At 50.3% G+C, this 13,205-nt stretch carries 14 protein-coding genes; 5 read left to right on the top strand and 9 right to left on the bottom strand.

What is annotated here, in order from left to right; all coding sequences use genetic code 11:
• Positions 1-141 precede the first annotated feature (141 nt).
• On the top strand, positions 142-558 hold the full coding sequence (locus tag DXD92_RS09840) for a helix-turn-helix domain-containing protein (RefSeq protein WP_055219958.1): 417 nt from the start codon (positions 142-144) through the stop codon (positions 556-558).
• A 5-nt stretch (positions 559-563) separates the two neighbouring features.
• On the top strand, positions 564-1,007 hold the full coding sequence (locus DXD92_RS09835; protein ID WP_055219960.1) for an ImmA/IrrE family metallo-endopeptidase: 444 nt from the start codon (positions 564-566) through the stop codon (positions 1,005-1,007).
• Between the two features lie 78 nt (positions 1,008-1,085).
• Here the strand turns inward: DXD92_RS09835 and DXD92_RS09830 are convergent, their stop codons facing one another.
• Positions 1,086-2,639 carry a DUF3794 and LysM peptidoglycan-binding domain-containing protein gene (locus tag DXD92_RS09830; RefSeq protein WP_118594866.1) on the bottom strand — a complete coding sequence of 518 codons (1,554 nt, stop codon included), beginning with the start codon at positions 2,637-2,639 and terminating at the stop codon, positions 1,086-1,088.
• Positions 2,640-2,654: 15 nt separating this feature from the next.
• The gene (locus tag DXD92_RS09825) at positions 2,655-3,077 is read right to left on the bottom strand and encodes a protease complex subunit PrcB family protein (RefSeq protein ID WP_022461788.1); all 423 of its coding nucleotides are present in this window, start codon (positions 3,075-3,077) and stop codon (positions 2,655-2,657) included.
• Positions 3,078-3,254: 177 nt separating this feature from the next.
• On the opposite strand from DXD92_RS09825, the gene DXD92_RS09820 reads away from it, so the two are divergent.
• Complete coding sequence (locus tag DXD92_RS09820; RefSeq protein WP_055228029.1) at positions 3,255-3,986, top strand: lysophospholipid acyltransferase family protein; 732 nt, start codon at positions 3,255-3,257, stop codon at positions 3,984-3,986.
• A gap of 131 nt (positions 3,987-4,117) precedes the next feature.
• Here the strand turns inward: DXD92_RS09820 and DXD92_RS18995 are convergent, their stop codons facing one another.
• From DXD92_RS18995 to DXD92_RS09795, 6 genes are all read right to left on the bottom strand, one after another.
• Complete coding sequence (locus DXD92_RS18995; protein WP_226906323.1) at positions 4,118-4,234, bottom strand: putative holin-like toxin; 117 nt, start codon at positions 4,232-4,234, stop codon at positions 4,118-4,120.
• Between the two features lie 81 nt (positions 4,235-4,315).
• Positions 4,316-5,695, bottom strand: coding sequence for a UDP-N-acetylmuramoyl-tripeptide--D-alanyl-D-alanine ligase (locus DXD92_RS09815; RefSeq protein WP_055228032.1), 1,380 nt, complete (start codon positions 5,693-5,695; stop codon positions 4,316-4,318).
• Positions 5,692-6,741: a D-alanine--D-alanine ligase family protein gene (locus DXD92_RS09810; protein WP_055228033.1), complete on the bottom strand. Its 1,050-nt coding sequence runs from the start codon at positions 6,739-6,741 to the stop codon at positions 5,692-5,694. Before DXD92_RS09810 ends, DXD92_RS09815 begins: the two co-directional genes overlap by 4 nt.
• A gap of 55 nt (positions 6,742-6,796) precedes the next feature.
• The gene (locus tag DXD92_RS09805) at positions 6,797-8,215 is read right to left on the bottom strand and encodes a L,D-transpeptidase family protein (RefSeq protein ID WP_118640479.1); all 1,419 of its coding nucleotides are present in this window, start codon (positions 8,213-8,215) and stop codon (positions 6,797-6,799) included.
• A 130-nt stretch (positions 8,216-8,345) separates the two neighbouring features.
• The gene (locus tag DXD92_RS09800; protein ID WP_118640478.1) at positions 8,346-9,632 is read right to left on the bottom strand and encodes an aminotransferase; all 1,287 of its coding nucleotides are present in this window, start codon (positions 9,630-9,632) and stop codon (positions 8,346-8,348) included.
• A 218-nt stretch (positions 9,633-9,850) separates the two neighbouring features.
• A complete protein-coding gene (locus tag DXD92_RS09795) occupies positions 9,851-10,717 on the bottom strand; it encodes a class I SAM-dependent methyltransferase (RefSeq protein ID WP_022461781.1) in 867 nt (288 codons plus the stop codon).
• Between the two features lie 163 nt (positions 10,718-10,880).
• Between DXD92_RS09795 and DXD92_RS09790 the strand changes: the two genes are divergently transcribed.
• Complete coding sequence (locus DXD92_RS09790; RefSeq protein WP_055219975.1) at positions 10,881-11,261, top strand: DUF3783 domain-containing protein; 381 nt, start codon at positions 10,881-10,883, stop codon at positions 11,259-11,261.
• A 110-nt stretch (positions 11,262-11,371) separates the two neighbouring features.
• Positions 11,372-11,965, top strand: a complete 594-nt coding sequence (locus DXD92_RS09785) for an ECF transporter S component (protein WP_022461779.1) — start codon at positions 11,372-11,374, stop codon at positions 11,963-11,965.
• An 82-nt stretch (positions 11,966-12,047) separates the two neighbouring features.
• Here DXD92_RS09785 and DXD92_RS09780 read toward each other — a convergent pair whose 3' ends face one another.
• Positions 12,048-13,160, bottom strand: a complete 1,113-nt coding sequence (locus DXD92_RS09780; protein ID WP_082424949.1) for an NUDIX domain-containing protein — start codon at positions 13,158-13,160, stop codon at positions 12,048-12,050.
• Positions 13,161-13,205 lie beyond the last annotated feature (45 nt).

The following is a 13,205-nucleotide window of genomic DNA, read 5'->3' as shown; positions in this document are numbered from 1 at the left end:
TCTATGGAAACTCTAATATAGAAATATAATCTTCTCTATCTTTAGGTTTTTCTCTAAATTTGATCTCATTATATAGAGTATTCTCTATTTTGTCAATACATTTTTTAGGCTTTTATCTATTTTTTTTATTGGAGGTATGTTATGAACTGCGTAGAACGTGTAAAGCAAATCTGTAAAGAGCGGAAAATTCCAATATCGAAGCTGGAAAAAGACCTTGGGTTTTCCAACGGTTATGTCGGTCAGCTAAAAAAAGGATCCTTCCCCGCTGAGCGTCTTTCCAAAATTGCCGACTATCTGAGTCTTTCCCCTCAATATCTGATGTACGGAGAGGAACCTGCACCAGATCCGGTACTGACTTCCCGTGACGAACGGGATATTGAAAAAATCCTCGCCCGCACCAAAGAACAGCTTCTTTCTCAGGAGGGGCTGATGTTTGACGGCGATCCCGCTTCCCCGGAAGCCATCGATTCCATTCTTTCGGCAATGCAGATCGGTATGGAACTCGCAAAAAAGAAGAACAAAGAAAAATACACACCGAAAAAATATAAAAAGGACTGATGTCTATGGACATAAAAAAAAGAGCGAATCAGATCGCTCACCGATTCCAGTCACGGAATCCTTTTGAAATTGTCCGTGGACTGAATGTGATTCTCGTGGATGCTCCTTTAAGCGGAGTCCGTGGTTTTTATCAGTATTTTCAGAGAAACCATATCATCTATCTCGATGAAACTCTTTCCGAGCAGGAGCGCACACTGGTTCTGGCACACGAACTTGGGCATTTGTTTCTCCATAAAAAGGCAAATGCCATCTTTATGGATACCAGAACTCATTTAAAAACGGCAGAATATGAAACCGAAGCTGATACCTTTGCCATTGAGCTGCTCCTGCCTGATGACACTTTCTCAGAATATCTTTCTGCGGGCTATACCTCAGAGCAGATATCACGGATTACGGGCTATGCGCAAAGATTGATTGATTTAAAAGCTTCTCATATCAAAATATTGTAATTTCGTTAACTCACAAAAAGACAGCTTCCTGCCTGATGGATTGACTCCATTCTTAAGGCAGGAGGCTGTCTTTTCCTACTATACCCGCTCTACTAAAAGCTGCTGCATCGGCGTAAGATTTTCGGTTTTAAGGTCGTTCAGTTCCCGAATTTTTTCCGTTGTCGTATAAAATTTCTTTGCGATATCCCACAGGGTATCCCCCGGCTTGACGAAGTAGCAGGTGATGCCCGGGAGGCTTTGCAGTTCTTCCGGATCTCGGTCTTTTTCTTCGACGTACTGCATTACCATCTCTTTTCTACGGCGGAATACGAGGGCGTTCAGGTTCAGTACGACTTTGGCTTCGATGTCGCTGCTGTCCGGCATGGTTGTGGAGAGCTGGTCAATGGAGGACTGGAGTTCGTAGCGGCAGTCCGGTCCGATTTCCGGGACTTCGATGGTGTGGCGGAAAGGGAGGGCGGTTTCGGCGGCGTAGAATGGCATTTCATCGTCGCTCACGACATAGAGCGCCCTGAGTTCCACCACACCGGTTACTTCGATGCCGTTTTCTACGTTTCTTTCCTCGTCGATCTTGATTTTGCCGTCGCTGTGGCAAATCTGCAGAATTTTATTTTTCGGCACGCGCATCTGCAGTTTGTCGGTCAGGCGGCATTTGGAGGAATTGCGGATCAGAAGGCTCTCCAAAGTCTCCTCCTGCACTTTTGGAATGCATTCTCGGTGCGGATGGTAAACGTCCTGCAGAAGTGATACGGTTTCTTCCTGATACAGACAGATGTCAAGTTCGAGTACGGCCTCCGCCTGCAGGACCCGCTCCTCGCCGTCGGAATCGGGCTGGATTTCGAGTGTGGTCTGGCCGAGTGTGCTTTCGATCCGCGGGATCATCTCGGAGATGCAGCCCTGGCATTCCACTTCTGCCTGGAACGGGAGCGCCTGCTCCACCCACTGCAGCGGGTGATCCTCCTCGCCGTCGCTGTACAGGCAGAAGACAAAGAGTTCTCCCTGCGCACTGACCCGCCCCTCCTCAGAGCGGAGATCGAGACCGCGCACTTCCAGATCCTGCCAGAGAATCTCGTGCAATTCCGGCTTGCCGGACGGAATCGTAAGCTCCTTTTTGACACGCAGCACATCTTTTTTCTGCACTGCAAGCTCAACCACGCGGTATTCCTGCCTTTTTACCGCGACGTCGCTCTCCCCGCGGATTTCCATCGGCACGGCAAGGTCGCACAGTTCCTCGATCCACGCGTGCAGCGTGACGATCGCGCGCACGCCCAGCTTCCGCGAGTTGATGAGATGCAGGTTCAGATCTTCCACTTCCCAGGTGATGCAGACCTTGTCGCCGCCGGTCAGACCATCGAGATGGATCGTCTCGTCGATCGGAAGCTCGCCGGAGAGCTGGCAGATCCGGCGCCGTTCGCCGTCGGAGACGTACAGCAGATGAAAGGCGAGGCCGCCGAATACACGCGCTTTTCCTTCCGAAATCTGCACATCCCCGATCGTCACCTCGCCTTTTTTCTGAATCATCCGCCCCACATCGGGCCGTGCGTCCGGCACATTGTAGTCCTCATCAAACGTAATCTGTGACACCGCTTCGCTTTTTCTGCTGATCTGATGCAGAATCTTTTTTACAAAATCCATAAGGCTCCTCCCACTCTAATCCTCAAATACGACTGAGATTCCCGCCGCCGCTTTCGTTTTCAGCACGACGTAAGGGCAGGAGGCGGCGCCTTTCTGCTCCTCCTTTGCGGCAGGTCCGACGAGTTTTGTCCGCACGAAAACGGCGTTTTCCGATTTCGATACTTCTTCGATCTGTATGGAAAAGCCTCCGCTTTTCTGCTTTCCGTAGCCGCGCAGTATGTAGAGATCGTCCCCGCTCTCGTACGCCATCTGGAACGCGGATTCTTTTTTCCTGCGCAAAATCTGATCGATTTCCGGCGGAAAATCGCCCGGCTTTACAATCGCATACGACAGTTCTTTCCGCTCGCCCTCGCTCACATCTGTGATCCGGCACGATGCCAGGAGCATCAGAATCACCGCCGCCAGAAGAACTCTTCCCCGTCTCTTTTTCTTCATCATTCCAAACGCCGCTTCCTGCTCTTTCTATCCATTGTATGACGGGCCGCAGTCTTCTATGACGCAAAATCTTTTTCTGAAAAAGACGAAAGTTATTGCAACATGCCCCGTCAATGACGTATACTGAAAAGTACGCAATAACTGAATACCACTATTTTTACCAAGAGGAGAAAAAGATTCATGATTCGTTTTATTCTGGTCATTCTGACCGCTTTTCTGTATCTGATTCTGTCGATCCCGGTGCTTCTTGTTCTGCTTCTGATCCGGAAGAAAAAGCCGGAGGTCTGTGACAAGGTAAGCCGCTCCCTGATCCGCTGGATTTTTCGCGTAATTCTGTTTTTTTCCGGCACGAAGATCACCGTAAAAGGTCAGGAAAATATTCCGAAGGACCGGGCTGTTCTATACATCGGCAATCACCGCAGCTATTTCGATATCCTTGTAACCTATACAACGGTTCCGGGTTCCTGCGGATTTGTCGCCAAAAAAGAACTTTCACGCATTCCGCTGTTAAAGAACTGGATGGAACTCATCCACTGCCTGTTTCTCGACCGTTCCGACATCAAGCAGGGTCTGCAGATGATTCTCTCCGGATGTGAGGAGATCAAGAGCGGCACTTCCATCTGTATCTTCCCGGAGGGTACCCGCGGCAAGACGGAGAGCGAGCTGGAGCTCGGCGAGTTCCACAACGGTTCATTCAAGATGGCAACGAAAACCGGCTGCCCGATCATTCCGCTTTCGATTTCCGGATCCAGAGAAATTCTGGAAGCACATTTCCCGAAGATCCGCGGTACCCACGTTACCGTAACGTACGGCAAGCCGATCATTCCGGGCGAGCTTACGAAGGAAGAGAAAAAAGAGATTGGAAATTATACGAAAAACATTCTATTAGAACAATTGAAAGAAAATGCTTGAAAATGCCAGACCCCTGCGATATAATAAATATATAAAAAGAAAGCACCCACTCCAAAGTGGATGCTCTCGAGAAAAGGGTTAAATGTTCTTACGAACACCGCCTATCCCGTTTGCCGACGGGGTAGGCATTTTTATTTTCGCTTATTTCTCTTATCGAGAAAGGTAAGCAACGCAATGATGAAGCCTCCGAAGGAAATCAGTAAAGCTAAGATTCCCAGAAAAACCATAATAATTTCGTATGCTGTCATTTACGCCACCTCCCTTCCTATGTATTCATTAGCTCGGGAGGCTACCACCCTGTCATGGGTACTTTCCAGTTTAAAATTTTATCATAATTTCTGTGCTGTTTCAAGCATCTCCACAATCTTTCCATACTCCATAAAATGCGATGCCTTTACCAGAATCTGATCGCCGTCCTGTAAGAGCTTCGGCAGTTCTGCCATCAGGCTCTCGCGGTCTGCAAAGTGGCGTACCTCAAGCTTCGAATCAGCCTCTTTTGCCGCTTTTGCAAGATGCTCGCAGAGCGGTCCCGCACAGTAGAGGGCGTCAATGCCGCAGGTTCCGGCGTGTGTGCCGACTTCGGCGTGGAGTGCTGCCTCATCGGTTCCAAGCTCTCCCATATCGCCGAGCACGGCCACTTTTCTTCCCTTCGCCTCTTTCAGAACATCGAGAGATGCCTTCATCGAAACCGGGTTTGCGTTGTAGCAGTCATCGACAACGGTGTATTTTCCTGTCTCGATGATGTGGAATCTTCCGCTCACCGACTGCAGTGTCTCGATTCCCTGTTTGATCTGCTCCAGCGTCAGCCCGTACGTGCATCCGACTGCGGTTCCGGCCAGCGCATTGTAGACCATGTGGCGGCCCGGGATCGGAATCAGTGCAGAAAAGCTCCCCTGCGGGGTATGAATCCGGCAGGAAATGCCGCGGAAGCCCTGGCTCTCGATCTCATCGGCATAATATTCGTTCTTTTCATCCAATCCGAAATGAACCGGCTTGATGCCGTGAACCGTTCCAACAGTAGACAGCTTATCATCGTCCCCATTGATGATAATGTGCCCGTTCTCACGCAGATGATCAAAGATCTCGGTCTTCGCCTGTAAAATACCGTCTCGCGTCTTCAGATTTTCCAGATGGCACCAGCCGATATTCGTAATGACTGCGGTCTCCGGGCGTGCGATCTTCGCCAGACGGTGCATCTGGCCGAAATCGTCGATTCCCATCTCGAGAACCGCCATCTCATCTTCCTCACGCAGACGGAAAACAGTGAGCGACAGACCCAGCTCATTGTTGAAGTTCGCATCCGTTTTCAGCACACGGTATTTCTGCGCCAGCACCGACGCGATCGTCTCTTTCGTGCTGGTCTTTCCAACGCTTCCCGTAATGCCGACAACCGGAATATTGAGCTGCTGCATATAGTATTCTGCCATTGCTTTAATGGCCTCCATGGAATCCTTCACGAGGATATACGGGCATGGCGGTGTTTCAAGTTTCTGCTCGGAAATGACAGCAAGTGCGCCCTGGGAAGCCACGTTCGGGATAAATTTATGGCCGTCCACACGCTCACCCGGAATTGCAACGAAGAGGCTTCCCTCTCCCGCTTTCCGGCTGTCCGTCACGATATCCGTGACTTCCGCTGTTTTCTTTTCTTCCGGTCCGAAGTAGATTCCGCCGCACACCTCTGTGATGTGCGCAAGTGTCATATTTTTCATGCGTTGTTACCTCTTTTTCTGAGAGAAAGCTGGATCAGCAGCTCGCAGAGTTCCGGATAGGAAATGCCGAGTACCTGTGCCTCCTGCGGCAGAAGGCTGGTCGGGGTCATGCCCGGAAGGGTGTTTGCCTCGAGGCAGTACATTCTTCCGTCCTTGCGCATCATAAAGTCGAGACGGCAGTAGTTTTCGATACCGAGAGCGGCAGCGCCGTCCTCTGCGTGCTTCTGCATTTCTTTCGTCTGCTCCTCCGTCAGTACGGCCGGGCAGGTATCAACAGTAGCTCCGGCTTTGTATTTGTTCGTGTAATCATAGAAGCCTTCGATCGGTGCAATCTCGATGATCGGGTAAGCCTTTCCGTCTACCACGCCAACGGAGAACTCTCTTCCCTCGATATACTCCTCAACGACAACCTCCGGTTCGTAGGAGAAAGCATCCTTCATAGCCTGCCAGTATTCTTCGTTCGTGTGTGCAATATAGACACCGACACTGGAACCGCCGCAGCACGGTTTTACGACAACCGGAAGCTCCAGGCCAAAGCCGGACAAAGGCTCGCTCTCCTGGCCTTTTTTCAGGGTCACGCCGTTCGGGGTCGGCACATGGTGTGCACGGAAGAACTGTTTTGTGATGGATTTGTCCATTGCGAGGGCGCTGCTTAAATAGCCCGTTCCGGTATACGGAATGCCGAGCAGATCGAACGTAGCCTGTACCTTTCCGTCCTCTCCGTTTGCGCCATGCAGGGCAAGGAAAACAACATCCGCTGCCTCGCAGAGTTCCAGTACGTTCGGTCCGAAAAATCTGCGGCGGGATTCGATCATTTCGTTTAATCCTGCATCAAAGCTGTGCATATATTCTGCTGCTTTGTCTATATCGTACGCCTCCTCTGCAAATACATCTTCCAGGTTCCCCTTCACATCGATACCGCAGAAAACGTCTACCAGAACTGCCTGATGGTTTTTCTCGCGGAGTGCCTTGCAGACCATAGTTCCCGATGTAATGGATACCGAACGTTCCGTGCTGGTTCCTCCAGCTAATACTACTATTTTCATCTATCAAAATCTCCTTTATTTGATGTGCTTCTGCTGTGATGCTTAAGCGTTTTTCCTACAGGCTGTTTTTCTGTGTAGGCTGCGGCCCGGTTACATCATCCAGGCTATAGTATACGATAACCGGGTCACCAATTTCAATAGCATTGAACACTTTTTCTGCTTCTGTGTATGGGGTATTCACACATCCGTGGGATCCGTTCGTCAGATAGATGTCCCCGCCGTACTCGGTACGCCAGCTCGCATCGTGGATTCCGACGTCGCCGTTAAACGGAAGCCAGAACATGACATGGCTCGGATAGAGCTTGAAATCACAGTCACTTTTTTTCGCATCCACCGCCCAGACACTGCCTGCCGGAGTGTCATAGCCCGTCGCATGATTGCCCGTTGTGACCGGTGTTTCCGTCACCAGAACGCCATCCTTGTAGCACCACATTTTCTGCTTGGAAATGCACACCTCGACGTATGTATTTCCGATATCATTGGCCGAGCGGTCATTGGCCGTATAGAGGTAAACCGGGTCGAGATTTCCCTGTGTTTCGTCCTCGATCGCCTGCAGAAGTGCCTGCGTCGTCTCCTCCTTGTCGATGCACCAGCCGTAATCGCCGCCCGCATTCAGGTTAATGGTCGCGCCAAGACTCGTTTTGAAGGTATGCGCCAGCCCGAAGGTGTCCGTCTCATACGCCATATGGCGCACAAAAGCTGCCGCTTCGTCCTGCGAAATCGTGTAGGTTCCATCCTCCCCCTGTACGAGCCAGCTCTGTAAGGTCGCCCGGTCTATGGCATAGCTGTTTTCACCGATTGCATACGTGATCCGCGCCGCTGTCAGGTGGTTCAGTTCCGCCATTTTCCCATTCAGTGCTTCATCATCCTGCGTAATGTCCGGTTTCCGGTAAACATCTTTTTCTTCCAGATCCACGCTCGCCGCTCCGGCATCCAGCGCCTCGATGACAGCCTGCTCCGCCTTCTCATAGTCCACCTGCTCGCCCTCTGTTTCCGGCACAATAACGTACGAGGTTCCGTCATCCGTCAGATACGCATCCGTCGGCGCTTCCTGCTGTTCTTCCTGAAACCCTTCCATCGTCTGCAGTTTTTCCTGCACCATTTCTTTGTCATAGACAGAGTCCGCCGCCACCTGGTTTTCTTTCTCTTTCCAATAGAATGCAGGCCATGCAAGAGTATTCTGGGACTCCAGCAGTTTTTCCACCGCGTGGTCGTCCACATACGTGAGGCCGATCTCCGTGCCGCTTAATGTCTCTGTTTTTCCACCGCGCTCGGTAATGCTGAGTGTATAATCCACAATGTGCTTCTGAATTTCCTCTTTGACCTGCTCTGCGGTCAGCCCTGCGCAGTTCAGTCCGTTGATCGCGGTTTTCGGGAAAAAGTGGGATGCATAGTAATGCCCCACGCCCGCGTAACTGCCTGCGGCCGCAAGGAGTATGATTCCTGCGGCAATTCCTATTACTTTCTTTTTCATGTTTTTCCTTTCTGTCCCATAGAAAATTTCTTTTTAACTTTCTAATAGAAAAAAGCCGGAACTCCCACACCAGAGTTCACAAAAACTGTGTCCCCCGGGAGAATCCGGCTTTTGTATTTTTACTTATCTGTTATTTGCTTTCCAGAATCTTATCCACGCTGACCAGTTTGACACTCAGCACGAATACCTGACCTGCGATTTCCAGCTCTTCCGGTGTCGGGAAAGACGGTGCAATACGGATGTTGGAATCCTGCGGATCGTTGTGATATGGATACGTTGCGCCCGCGCCTGTCATGGTAAGACCGGCCTCGTTTGCCTTTGCAACGATCTTCTTTGCGCATCCCTCCATCGCATCGAAGGAGATAAAGTATCCGCCGTTCGGTTTTGTCCAGGAAGCGATGCCAAGGCCGCTCAGCTCCTGATCCATTACCTGCAGAATTGCCTCGAATTTCGGTCTTAAGATCTCAGCATGCTTTTTCATCTGATTCATCACGCCGTCCAGGTTCTGGAAGAATTTTACATGGCGCAGCTGATTCAGTTTATCATGACCGATGATCTGGAAGTTCATGTACTCCTGTGCCTCTTTGATGTTTGCCTCAGAAGAAATGAGAGCTGCAATTCCGGCTCCCGGATAGCTTACTTTCGAGGTGGATACGAACTCATAGACCATATCCGGATTTCCGGCTTTCTCGCACTCCTCGATGATGTTCAGCAGGTGATCCTGTCTGTCATCATACAGGTGATGGATGATATATGCATTATCCCAGAAAATACGGAAGTCTTTGGCTGCCGGTTTCAGGTTTGCAAATCTTCTGACGGTCTCATCGGAGTAGGTGTAGCCCTGCGGGTTGGAGTATTTCGGTACACACCAGATTCCCTTGATGGCGTCATCTTCTGCAACGAGTTTTTCTACCATGTCCATGTCCGGTCCTTCCGGCGTCATCGGAACATTGATCATCTCAACGCCGAAGTACTCGGTTACACCGAAGTGACGGTCATAGCCCGGTACCGGACAGAGGAATTTTACTTTGTCCAGCTTGTTCCACGGAGTGCAGCCTGCAACGCCCTTCAGGAACGAACGTGCTACGGTATCAAACATAATGGTAAGGCTGGCGTTTCCGTAAACGATGACGTTTTCCGCCGGAACCTCACAGATATCTCCGATCAGTTTTCTTGCTTCCGGAATACCGGTCAGCACGCCGTAGTTCCGGCAGTCGGTTCCATCTTCTGCGAAGGTGTCTTCATTTTTCGAGAGAACGGTAAGCATTCCTTCCGTGAGATCTAACTGGGCTGCTGCAGGTTTTCCTCTGGAAATATTCAGATTGAGGCCTTTTGCTTTTACCTCTGCAAATTCCTGCTCCAGTCTGGCTTTCTCGGCAACTAATTCTTCTTTGGTCCATTCGATATACGGTTTCATGAAACGTCCTCCCTTGTACTTTCCTTACCCGTTTTTCAGGTTTCTTGCTCAACTAAAGACCATTTTACCAGATCATGAGTTTCTGTCAAGGAGAACTTGCATGTTTTATACACTTTTCAGCATTTTATCCCACTTTTTGCAGTTTTATACTTCATTTCCTGCAATTTCAGCCAAATGTTTTTCGTATGACGGACATACGTCCGCTTCCAAAAGATGTTTTAAACGTTGTCAGACTGCCATCTTCCCGATGCACCGCACGGCAGAACAAGGCCGGTCGACTTGACCGGAAGGCCGATTTCCTGTGCTTCTACGTGGCCTTTGTACTGTTTTAATTCCAGGGAAATCATGTACGTCAGGACAGCCGGTGCAAGTCCTGTCGTGTAAGAATTCACAAGGAAGAACAGCGGGTCATCGCTTAAGAGCTGCGTGCAGAGCTTGATGAACGGATGAATCGACTCCTCGATTTTCCAGATCTCGCCCTTTGGTCCTCTTCCGTAGGACGGCGGGTCCATGATGATCGCGTCGTAGTGGTTGCCTCTGCGGATCTCGCGCTCGACAAATTTGGTGCAGTCATCCACAAGCCAGCGGATCGGCTTGTCCGAAAGGCCGGACACGGCAGCGTTCTCTTTTGCCCAGTTGACCATGCCTTTGGATGCATCGACATGTGTGACGCTTGCGCCTGCTGCGGCCGCTGCGAGCGTTGCGCCTCCCGTGTAGGCGAACAGGTTCAGCACTTTAATCGGGCGGTTGGCACGGCGGATCAGATCGCCGAACCAGTCCCAGTTCGTTGCCTGCTCCGGGAAAAGGCCGGTGTGTTTGAAGCTGAACGGTTTCAGGCGGAAGGTCAGGTCTTTATAGTTGATCTCCCACTGCTCCGGCAGATGGAAAAACTCCCATTCTCCGCCGCCCTTGCTGCTTCTGTGATAATGACCGTTTTTCTTTTTCCAGCCCGGATTTTCTTTTTTCGTGTTCCAGATGACCTGCGGGTCTGGTCTTACCAGAAGGTAATCTCCCCACCGCTCCAGTTTTTCTCCGCCGGACGTATCCAGCACTTCATAATCTTTCCATCCATCTGCTATCCACATTTTATTGGTTTCCTTTCTCTTTTATCTCAAAATTTATCGTGTTCTGAATTGTACGTTCCTATGATACCATAAAAGTATTGTTTTTCCAAAACATTTCTTATATCATAGTTCTGGGCATCCGCGCATTTGATCCGGAAATCTGCCCGTGGAAAGGATTTTTCTCATGGAAACCGTACTCTTATATCAGATCAAAGGAACGAAAACAGCTGTGCTTTTAAAGCCGGTTCTCTTAAAGCTCGGTATCCGCGTGCGCATTGTGGAACCGGAACAGTATCTCCAGTCGATCGGATTTCTTGCCGGAAATAAAGCATTTGCAGAATCCCCCGAAGCCTATGACGGTGCCGGATTTGATGAACCAATGATGGTCATGGCCGGCTTTTCCGAGCGGAAACTCGATCTTTTTCTCACCGAAATGCGCCGGAAAAAAGTGCCGCCGATCGCCCTCAAAGCCATCGTCACAACGCAGAACCAGGCGTGGAATTCGCTGCAGCTCTACAGAGAATTAAAAGAAGAACACGAAAAAATGAAATCGTACCGGAAATAACTGGTCTGGTCAAAAAATCCGGAATTGGAACTTTTTCTTCATGCCACCACTCCCTATAATAGGGTGCAATCAAGGAACGAAAGTTCCAGATACCAAAGGAGTGCGTTGTTATGAAAAATGAAAAAGTCTGGAAAATCGCAATGACAGGTGTCTTTGCAGCCCTTTCCTACGTTGTCTTCACCTTCCTGCAGTTCAAAATCTGGCTGCCAGGCGGAGATGCCACCTCGATCCATTTCGGAAACGCTGTCTGTGTGCTCGGTGCGCTGATTCTCGGCGGTGTTTACGGCGGAATCGGCGGTGCGATCGGCATGACCATCGGAGATCTTCTCGATCCGGTCTATGTGGTATACGCACCAAAGACCTTTATCTTAAAATTCTGCATCGGCCTCATCGCAGGACTGATCGCACACAAAATCGGTAAAATCAACGAGCAGACCGATCAGAAACAGATCTTCAAATGGGCACTGCTTGCAGCCATCGGCGGACTTCTGTTCAATGTGATCTTCGATCCGCTCATCGGTTACTTCTACAAACTGGTTCTTCTTGGAAAACCGGCAGCAGAGGTTACCTTAAGCTGGAACGTAGCGGCAACTTCCATCAACGCCGTACTTTCCACCATCGCTTCCGTTGTCATCTACATGGCACTGCGTCCGGCTCTTCAGAAATCCGGACTGTTTAGCCAGGTAAAGGCAGCAGCGAAATAAAAAAACAAATTTCATTTACGCGATATCCAAAAAAGTCACCATGTTCTATTTCGAACCGGTGACTTTTTTCATGCATTTCTTTTTATTTTTCAGCGGTGGCTGCTGCCTCTTTTTCTGCCTCATCTTTTGTTTTTTCTCCGGCGAACCACGCTTTTTCAATCATTTCCAGTTCCCGTATATCAATACAGTTGGGAATGCTTCCTTCTCTTACCGCCTTCTGGCACTCTTTGAGATCCATCCAGCGGACTGCTTCTACTTCCGACTCCTGTAGATGCAGTTTTTCCGCCTCGACCGGCTTCGTGTAAAGATACACGGCGCTGACCTCATGATCGTGGAACGGTTTTCCGTAAAAAACACCGTGTGATACTTTTTCCAGCAGGCCAAGATCCCTCAGCTCCTCTGCCTCTGCGTGGATGCCGAGCTCCTCGCCGATTTCCCGCAGAGCCCCTTCCAAATACGTATCGCCCGCCGAAAGATGGCCGGCGCTTGAAATATCGTAGCAGCCCGGATTCGAATCTTTCCAGGCACTCCTTTTCTGCAGCAGTACCTCACAGCCGCTCTTCTCATTCGCCCGTGCAATCCAGATATGTGCCGTTCCGTGACACCGTCCCTCACTGTGCGCCACGCCGCGCTCTACGATGGTTCCGGTCGGCGTGCCGTCGCCTGAGCGCTCCTCAAAAAGTTCCATCTGTTTTCCGTTCAGCACCGCTTCTGCGAGCGTGTCGCCCACATACCGCAGCTTCAGGGAGAAAAACGGCTCGTCTTCATTCAGAAGGCGGAAAAAGATTTTGTCTCCCTCCCACAGATTCAGGTGCAGGACGTCCTCTTTTTTCACCCAGGCGAGTTCGCCCTCATCACATGCAGTCGGTTCTCCCGTAAATCCGTCTGCCGTGTAGAGACACATATACTCCATGTACTCCACCGTTTTGCTGTTTTCTGCCTCTGTCACAAAGGTAACGAGACCGCGGAAACGCCAGCTCGTCAGCGTGTAGCCGGTTTCCTCTTTTACTTCACGCAGCAGGCATTCCTCCGGGCTTTCGCCAAGTTCCGCATGGCCGCCGACGCCGATCCACTTGTCCTTGTTGACATCGTTCTTTTTCACCGTGCGGTGCATCATCAGATAGCTGTCATCCTTTTCGATGTAGCACAGCGTTGTCATGCAGCCTCTGCCTCTTTCTTCTGTTTTTTCCTCCATCTTTGACTCCCTCCGTCGTGTGCCGGACTTCTTTCCGCTTCTTTT

This window comes from Blautia sp. TM10-2, from assembly GCF_003480845.1.
GTDB lineage: Bacteria > Bacillota > Clostridia > Lachnospirales > Lachnospiraceae > Fusicatenibacter > Fusicatenibacter saccharivorans.
This window is presented reverse-complemented; position numbering and strand designations above follow the sequence as displayed.